Annotated in this window: 7 protein-coding genes and 1 pseudogene; all 8 read left to right on the forward strand. The window is 32.4% G+C overall.

Going from position 1 to position 8,946, the window contains the following annotated elements; genetic code table 11:
- Positions 1-35 precede the first annotated feature (35 nt).
- The 8 genes and pseudogenes from WG67_RS06480 to WG67_RS05360 all read left to right on the forward strand — a co-directional run bounded on the left by WG67_RS06480 (position 36) and on the right by WG67_RS05360 (position 8,802).
- Positions 36-820 (forward strand): IS5 family transposase gene (locus WG67_RS06480; RefSeq protein ID WP_156768673.1). Its coding sequence is split into 2 segments (ribosomal slippage): positions 36-357 and positions 357-820, totalling 786 coding nucleotides; the frame shifts between segments, so codons are not numbered across the junction.
- 26 nt (positions 821-846) lie between these two features.
- Positions 847-1,590: pseudogene (locus WG67_RS05330) on the forward strand (cupin domain-containing protein); the annotation flags it as partial.
- A gap of 128 nt (positions 1,591-1,718) precedes the next feature.
- Positions 1,719-2,927, forward strand: coding sequence for a hypothetical protein (locus WG67_RS05335; protein WP_070357004.1), 1,209 nt, complete (start codon positions 1,719-1,721; stop codon positions 2,925-2,927).
- Between the two features lie 280 nt (positions 2,928-3,207).
- Entirely contained in the window at positions 3,208-4,437 is a 1,230-nt protein-coding gene (locus WG67_RS05340) for a lipoprotein-releasing ABC transporter permease subunit (RefSeq protein ID WP_070357005.1), read from the forward strand.
- Entirely contained in the window at positions 4,430-5,161 is a 732-nt protein-coding gene (locus tag WG67_RS05345) for a hypothetical protein (protein WP_038199598.1), read from the forward strand. Before WG67_RS05340 ends, WG67_RS05345 begins: the two co-directional genes overlap by 8 nt.
- Positions 5,158-6,378 carry a hypothetical protein gene (locus tag WG67_RS05350; protein ID WP_007548692.1) on the forward strand — a complete coding sequence of 407 codons (1,221 nt, stop codon included), beginning with the start codon at positions 5,158-5,160 and terminating at the stop codon, positions 6,376-6,378. Before WG67_RS05345 ends, WG67_RS05350 begins: the two co-directional genes overlap by 4 nt.
- A 198-nt stretch (positions 6,379-6,576) precedes the next feature.
- Positions 6,577-7,449, forward strand: a complete 873-nt coding sequence (gene atpG / locus WG67_RS05355; RefSeq protein ID WP_010081973.1) for an ATP synthase F1 subunit gamma — start codon at positions 6,577-6,579, stop codon at positions 7,447-7,449.
- An 18-nt stretch (positions 7,450-7,467) separates the two neighbouring features.
- A complete protein-coding gene (locus WG67_RS05360; RefSeq protein ID WP_070357006.1) occupies positions 7,468-8,802 on the forward strand; it encodes a TldD/PmbA family protein in 1,335 nt (444 codons plus the stop codon).
- Positions 8,803-8,946 lie beyond the last annotated feature (144 nt).

Consider the following 8,946-nt stretch of genomic DNA (forward strand, 5'->3'; position numbering starts at 1 on the left):
ATGATAAGTGGGCTGGCGAAAGGGAATGGGCAAGAATAGAAAAACACTTCAGAGTATCATACAAGAAAGGAGGAAGGCCGCCAAAGTATAGCAAAAGAGAAATATTAGAAGCAATTTTCTATGTATTGCGTACAGGGTGTCAATGGCGGTATTTACCAAATGATTTTCCGCTATGGAAGACTGTGTATGAGCAGTTCAGGCAATGGAAGAAGCAGGGAATTTTTGAGAAAATGAATTATGAAATTACAAAATATAGTAGAAGAAAAATAGGAAGGAATGAGCAGCCGAGTGCCTGTATAGTAGATAGTCAATCTGTAAAGACTACAGAAAAGGGGGGATCAAAGGCTATGATGGAAGTAAAAAAGTAAAGGGTAGAAAAAGGCATATAATTACAGACACTCAGGGTTTTATACTAGGTTGTTACGNATGGAATAATCCAGAAAGTGATAGAGATGGTATTAAAATAGCATTAAACAATATGAGAACAAAATATACTAAAGTTAAAAAAATGTGGGCTGACATGGGATACCAAGGAAGAAATTTAAAGAATCACATAAAGGAAGAATATGACATAGATATTGAAATTGTTAAAAGGCCTCCATGTAGATTTTGGGTGCACAAAGATACGCCACCTGAGCTACTACCAACAAGAGAACAAGGGTTTAAAGTACAGCCAAGAAGATGGGTTGTAGAAAGGACTTTTGCTTGGGTTAATAGGAATAGAAGGCTATCGAAGGAGTATGATTTACTCACAACATCCACTGAGAATTTCATATACCTAGCTATGAGTAGGGTTATGTTAAAGAGGGAATATGCTTGAATTTACTAGTTTCCGGACAACCTCTTAAAGCAAAACGCTACATAGATGAGATTAAAAAATCTGCCCCGAATCTTTACAATTTATGTTTTAAATATTTCACACCGCAAGAGAGATTTCTGTATTTAAAACAACGAGATTTTGCAGGAATTGAAGGCATATCCATTGATTACTTGGTGATGGAGAAAGCAAAAAACGTTGCAATGATAGAAGCTAATTTCGATTGGTTGGATGTTGGAACTTGGAATTCAGTTTTAGAATTGAGTGAGAAGTTTAGTAAAGAACCGGCATCATTTCAGCATGTGATTAGAGAAAAAGAACCAGTTTCAACGACAGAAAGTAATAAAAATTTATTGAGTGGAGCTTGTAAGCAACCAAACAAAAGTCTAATTTCATTTATTCATAAAGTTAAGAAAGTAAAGGTGATAAGGAAAGAAGTTAAACCATGGGGATTTTGTAGTATAATTTTAATGAGCGAAAATTTTCTTATAAAATATCTTTTTATCAATCCATTAAGCTGCACTTCTAAGCAATTCCATCACTATAGAGATGAATACCATATAGTGCTATCAGGAGTTGGATATGTTAGTTTAGAAGACAAAGAATATGCTATAGCAAAGGACCATATGATAGAAATCCCAAGGGAAGTTTCCCATAGGATTGAAAATAGAAGCACAAGCTTTCCACTTGAAATAGTTGAATTTCAGATAGGAGAGCATTTATCTGATAATGATATAGTGAGATTGGATGATGTATATGGAAGAATATGGTAACGCCATAAATGCATTTGTTGGCAATTTATAATATGGGTATAGCTGCTTTATGTAAAAAATAATATTTACTAAATCTTAATATTTTAAACCTATACCCATATTTTAATAAATAATGAGTTGTAATTAATATGAAGGATCCATTTAAAAGTGACAATTATAGAGAAAATCTCGGTTTCCTTAAAGAAGCTATAAAAGCAAGAGATGAGTTAGTAACTATTAGACATTATAATAAAACGGTAAGGGATTTATCTCAGGCATTAAAGCGTTTTACAGATAAGGCAGAAGATGTAGCTAAGTTTGTTATACGTAGTGACTCAATTGATTATGTAAAATCGATGAATGGAAAGCCATCAGGTCTTAAGATATTAAAGGAAATATTGAATAGAATCTCGGGAAGAAATGTTCCAGTTAAGAATATAAGTAGTTTTATTGATAAATTACCTCCTCCTACTTCAATGACAATCTTTGAATATCTAGAGGCTTATCGTAAAATTTCAGGTTTGGAGCAAGTTGAAAGAGGAAATATTGCAATAGCTCCAGAAAAGCCAGAACGCAGTTTTCTAAAAGAAGATAGACAAGTAGAAGTTAATTATAATGATTCAGGCCATGGAAATTCATTAGATGAAAAGCCTGGATACAAAGAGATATCAAATTATCAAGAGAAGAAGAGTAAAATTTTAACAGAAAATTCACAAAGTTCAAAATCGCCTAGAGAAGAGCTAATTTATGTAACAGTTCCTAAAGAACATATGGAAGCAAAAAGAGAACTTAAACAAAAACAACAATCTAAACCTCCAATATTGCCAAAACCATCAATAGCACCCCCATTGCCAAAAAAAATGTTTACTGCTGGTCAAGAAGTTAGACAAAAACCAAAAGTAGTAGGAACTGTTCCTAAATCAACTAAAGATAAACCTGAATTACCACTAAAACTTAAAAAGTTAGGTCATACTGATCAAAAATCAAGCACAAAGCTAGAAATGGTAGTATCTTCTATGGAAAAAGAAATTAATTATAATATCGATATTAAAGTACAAGAGATAAGAAAAAAATTCAAACAAAATCAAGCAAAAGAAAGTCCTAATGCGCAAACTATTGAAAGCAGGACCCCTCCTGTTGCACAAGTGAATATAGATGTGGAGAAAAAAACTAGGCCATCACCAAAAGTTGCTTCCCAATCTCGCTTATTTCCAATGAGGGATGAAATATCTCAGATGAATCCCTTATCAGCAAAATCTGATCCGAGACCTCATGTTAGCAAAAATGCTCTTCTCACAGATGTAAATGTAAAGCAACTAGTTGTACAATTTGAAAATTATGGAAGGAAAGAATTATAACTTATTGAATAAACCCAATAATATTCTTGATTTTTTCTATGTTATAAAAGCACAAGCTCTCCACTTGAAATAGTTGAATTTCAGATAGGAGAGCATTTATCTGATAATGATATAGTGAGGTTGGATGATGTATATGGAAGATTTTGAAATTCTAATGTTAAAGATACTCTATAAGTCTGCTAAATTTAAGGAAGCAAAAATCTCTAGTTTTTAAATAAAGAAAAGTCTACAATTATACGAAGTTTCAAAAATATAATGTCTAACCTCAAAATATTTTGTAATGTCCATTGCCTTTGAAATTACTATGGCTGCTTGCTATTTGCGAGCAAGAAATGCCAGATTTTGCTCTATAATGACTTTGTTCTCTATTATCGGCATTGCCCTTGGAGTTGCAACACTAATAGTGGTGATGTCTGTGATGAACGGATTCAGAGCAAAGTTGCTTGACTCAATACTTGGCATTGATGGCCATATTAACGTTTATTTTGATAGGAACATAAATTCAGATTACTACGCAGTTTCAAAATCTATTGAGAGAATTCCTGGTATATTAAAAGCTACTCCTATGACCAATGATCAAGTTATTATTGTAGCAAATGGTAAAATTGCAGGTAGCGTAGTGCGAGGTGTGTCAACTAAAGATTTGCTTGATAGTACTGCCGTTACAAATAATGTAATTATAGGTGATGTAAAAAAATTTGATGAAGGGATAATAATAGGAGCACGCTTAGCAGAAGTTTTGAACATTGACTATGGCGACGAAATTACGTTTATATCATCTGAAGAATTTGATGCATTACTTGGTGAAATGCCGCGAATGAAAAAATATAAAGTTATAGCAATATTTGATATGGGTATGTTTGAGTATGATAATACCTTGATATATATGCCTCTAAAATCAGCACAAGCCTTTTTTAATTATAAAAATAGCATAAAAAATATAGAAGTACTTGTAGACGACGTTACTAGAGCTGATAAGCTGGCAGATGCTATAGAAAAAGAAATAGGAATGGAAGCTGAAAGTTGGCAATCACAGCAAAGCCATTATTTTAGTGCTTTAAAAACTGAAAGAAATGTGATGTTTTTAATTCTCACTTTGATTATAGTTGTAGCAGCGTTTAATATTATCTCAAATTTAATGATGATAGTGCAAGAAAAGAAATCCGCGATTGCAATTATGCGTACATTTGGTGCAACAAGTGGAAGCATTATGCGTATATTTTGCGCTTGTGGTCTATTAATCGGTTTTACGGGAACTTGTCTTGGCTGTATTATAGGTGTCGTTTTTTCTCTCAATATCGAAAGCATTAGAGTGTTTTTAGAAAACATTACTAACGTCAAGCTGTTTGATCCTATGATATACTTTTTTTCAAGTTTGCCAGTGATATTAGTACCCCAAGACGTAGTAAATATTTCTGCACTTGCGTTACTCTTATCATTTTTAGCGACAATTGCTCCTGCGTTGCAGGCAGCTGCACAAGATCCTGCGGAGATACTACGTTATGAATGATACTCAGCAAAAGTACATAGGTTGGTTCTTAATTGTATTGTTATTTACCGGTTACATCACAATAAATAACATAATCTTTTTAAAAATAAATCAGCAAGAGAGTGAAAACAATGTGAAAGCTTTAACGGAAAACATGGATGAATTTAGAATGTTGCTTGAAGTTAATCAATCTAGAATAGAAAAAAAGATATTTGACCTCAAGAGAAGTCAGCATACTCAATGTGAGCAAGGTGATAATAACTCAAGATGTAAGAACCTTGCAAAATTGCTATTACTTGTGGTTAAAATGAAGAATTCGTTATTGCGAGAAGCAAAATTTGATAACCATATAAATTCAATAAAGCCTTTGATATCAGAGCTTGACGATCCAGAGATAGAAAATGCAGTAGATGAATTAGAAAATTTGAAAGAGATAAATACCTTACACGAATTGAAGTTATCTTTTGAAAAAACTATTGATACTATCGATTACAACAAAAGTACATTGTCTAAAAAAATCATTTCAAACTGGATAAAGGTAGACGACCGAAATGATCCATTAAGAGTAAAATTCGCAGAAATTGAGGAGTCAATAAATGATAATGATTGGCAAAATATAACTGTTACAGTAAGCAATTTAACGCATTCAGAATTCAAGCTATGGCTGAATAAATTGAATGGTTTTATTGTAGCTTCTAAGAATATTTCAACAATATATCATCACTTATTACAATATATCTCATGATTTATTTTATAATTTTCGCTTTTTCGTTTTTATTTGGTATATGGGTCAAGGTAAGTGGTGAAGTAATAAAATTGGAATTAGGCAATTACACTATAAGTATTGATCTATATTTCATTATTTTTACTTGTGTAGTTTTATTATTTTTATTAATTACACTTGTACGCTTTTTTTCCTCCATTTCATCAACATTTGCCAACATAAGAAATAGAAGAAGGGATAGGGAAGAATTGCTTCTCTTTGAAGCTTTCTTTAGCATAGACTTAGACAATATAGAGAATGCCCAAAAGCTAGTTAAAAGTCTGAGTGAGGAGAGCGATAGGTTGTCTTTAATAAAGCTCTTTAACTCAGGTAAGACGGGAAATTACAGCTTTTTCAGTAACGGTTTAACAAATATTGCAAATAAAAATCGTAACTTAGCTCTACTTCTAGCCAATAAGCTGATTGTCCACCTCAAACAAGAAAAAGTAGTCTTTCAAAAATTTATAGAATATTGCTCTAGTTCAATTAACGATAAAATGCTATCTATTCCCTTTCAAATAGAGCATTGCATATTGAAAGAAGATTGGATTAATGCAATTTTGAGGTTGAAGGAAGCAGTTAAGTCCAATATTTTTCTCCCCTTTGATCATAAAGAAATGTTTGCAGTGTTTTATTGCGCTTTAGCAAAGCAATATGAAAGTAAAGGAAATTTTAAGGAGGCTATAAAGTCTTTATTTAGAGCACAACGTTATAGTGCAATTTTTCAGCCCATCAATTATTTAAAGGCAGAATTATATATTAAACTTGGAAAAATCAGAAAAGCTTCTGCAGTGCTAGAGGCAGAGTATACAGTAAATCCTACTCCTCAGTCAGCTAAAATGTACATCAATTTAAATAGTAAAGGTGCTGAAAGACTATACAACTTACGCCCTGATTATTATTTTAGTTACTGTTTACTTGCTTTGTCCTCAATGAGTTCAGGTAAATATGATCTTGCAAGTCAATATTTAGATACTGCTATGAAAAAAGCTAATTACATGTCAATCTACTTTATTGTAATACAACTCAAGGTTACATTGCAAGAACACGACAAGGTAATTTATTGGCTAAACAAGATGGGCTCAGAAGCTTTGCCTGATCCAGGCTGGAAATGTAAAAATTGTAACAGGGAACTAGAACAATGGGATCATAAGTGTTCAAGTTGTAATAGTTTTAATTGTGTTTATTATATATTATAAAATTCCACAAAGTGTAGAAATTACCATTAGGCTACTTTCACATTGATATTGCTGAAGTTAGAGCACTTTCTTAATATAATCCTTATCTCCAAACAATAAACCTGCAAGTTTCTTAGCTAGACTTGGTTTTAATGTCAAAAAAACTTGCTTTTAGACACTAACAGTTATATATTTTAATAAATCAGGGTTGTATACAAAATGAAGAGCTTAAAGGAATTATCCTTAAGAATTAAGAATATTAGGTCTGTACAGAAAACCACGAAAATAATGCAAATGGTTTCTGCAGCAAAGTTGTTACAAAGCCAAAAGAAGTTATTAAATTCAAAATTATATGTATCTAAGCTGCATAACATTATTTTTTCATTAATGCTATCAGTTGATCAAGAATTACTGGCAAAAATTCTAAATGTCAGTAACGACGGTTCTTACCTAGTATTCATTATTGCGTCTGATCGTGGCTTGTGCGGCAACTTTAACTCTTCTATTGTCAAATTTAGTCAAGAGCGTGTAAATAAGTCAATCGCAAATGGCAAAAAAGTAGATATTGTATTTCTTGGTAAAAAAGCTTTTGATGTAGGTAAAAATAGATTTGACTCTAAAAGTATCTTAAAAATTGAAAATAGTAAGGGAATCACGTTAAAGCACGTAGAAGCTTTGGTTGATGGTATAGATTTAAGTAAATACGATAAAGTTAAAGTTTTTTATAGTAAATTCTATAATACCTTCACGCAAAAACCAATGTTGGAAACAATAAAACCATGGAGTAAAGACTCATCCTTGATTGATAGCTCTCTGGCTGGTCCAACAACAGATTACGGCTATGAGTATGAACCACAAAATATTGAATTTATTTTAAAATCTTTGGTTCAAGATTACGTTGTAATTGCTCTTTACTCTGCTTTACTTGAAAGTGCAACGAGTGAGAATAGTGCTAGAATGGTTGCTATGGAATCAGCAAACAGAAACACTAAAGAGATACTGAACAAATTAGCATTGCTTTATAATCGTTCTCGTCAAGCAGCGATTACGACTGATTTAATTGAAGTTATAGGTGGTGCAGAATCTTTATAGAAATCTAAGGAATAGAAAATGAATATATTAAATATTGCAGCAGATATTACTAAACTAATAAAAAAGCAAAATCAAGATGCGGAAGTTACAATATATGAAACTAATAAGACTTCAGTTTCTCAGCGTCTATCAAAAATTGAGCAAATATCACAATCTAAAAATTGCACTGTAGGAATCAGAGCTATAGCAGGTAAAAACAAAGCTGCGTATATTTCTACAAACGATTTGAATAATCTGAGTGATACAGTAAGCCAAGTTGTAGAAATGGCAAAGAATGCGCCAGAAGATCCTTGCATTAATTTTGCTGTAAATGGTAGTAATTATATCTCTTCTGCAGATTTAAGTATCTCAGATAATAATGTTGTAACCGTTGATAACCTAAAAGAAATTGCTGAAGCTGCAGAAAATTCAGCCCTTGCACATAAGAGTATCACTAATTCTGAAGGAGCCTCTTCTTCATACGCTTTAGTGAATACAGTATTATCGACTGTTTCTGGTTTTATTGGCTCGTTTAGTAAATCAACCTTTGCTAATCAGGTCTCTGTTGTTGCTGGAAGAGAAAGTGAAATGAAGGTTGGTTACGATTATGATATAGCATGTAATTTTAGTGATTTAAAGTTGCCAGAGTTAATGGGAAAAGAAGCAGCAAAAAGAGCAGTTGATCAATTGAATTCACGTACAATGAAAACTGGTAAATTTCCAGTTATTTTTGAAAAAAGAGCAGCAAAAGGGCTAGTAAAAAGTTTTGCTTCTGCTATAAATGGGAGCAGTATTATAAGCAACAGTTCTTTCTTGAGGGGTAGTTTAAACGCTCAGATTTTCAACGATAGAATTAATATTATCGATGATCCATTGTTGCCAAGAGGCATAGCATCGAGACCATTTGATGGAGAAGGGATAACTAGCAAGAAAAATATATTTGTAAAAAACGGAATATTACAAAATTGGATTTTAGACTTATACTCGGCTAGAAAATTAGACTCAGAAACAACCGGAAGTGCAACTCGTGCAAGTAATGCTGCAGTTATTCCTGCAGCTAGTAACCTCTACATTGAGAATGGTGATGTATCGTTTGAAGAATTAATTCAGGAAGTGAAAGAGGGAATATATGTAACTGATTTATTTGGTTTTGGTGTCAATTTAATCAATGGCGATTACAGCCAAGGCGCTTCCGGATTTTTTATAGAAAATGGAAAAATAACGTATCCAATACATGAGATTACCATTGCTAGAAATTTGAAGGATATGTTTAGCAATTTAGTCGTTGCAGATGATCTAACTTTTTGTGGGCAATTTAATTCACCAACGATTAAAGTTAGCGAAATGACGGTTGCAGGTTCGCTTAACGATTAAAAAATTTATTTGCATCAAGTACAACAATTGTGTATTATTGTCATGTAATGTTAAGAATAGACTATGGAGTATAAAGGTTTAGTTTCAATAGCTAAGCTTAAAGCATTCTCAATCGTAATTTCAAAGTTTTTCATCACATTAGTA

Source organism: Wolbachia endosymbiont of Drosophila incompta, from assembly GCF_001758565.1.
GTDB classification, from domain to species: Bacteria; Pseudomonadota; Alphaproteobacteria; order Rickettsiales; family Anaplasmataceae; genus Wolbachia; species Wolbachia pipientis.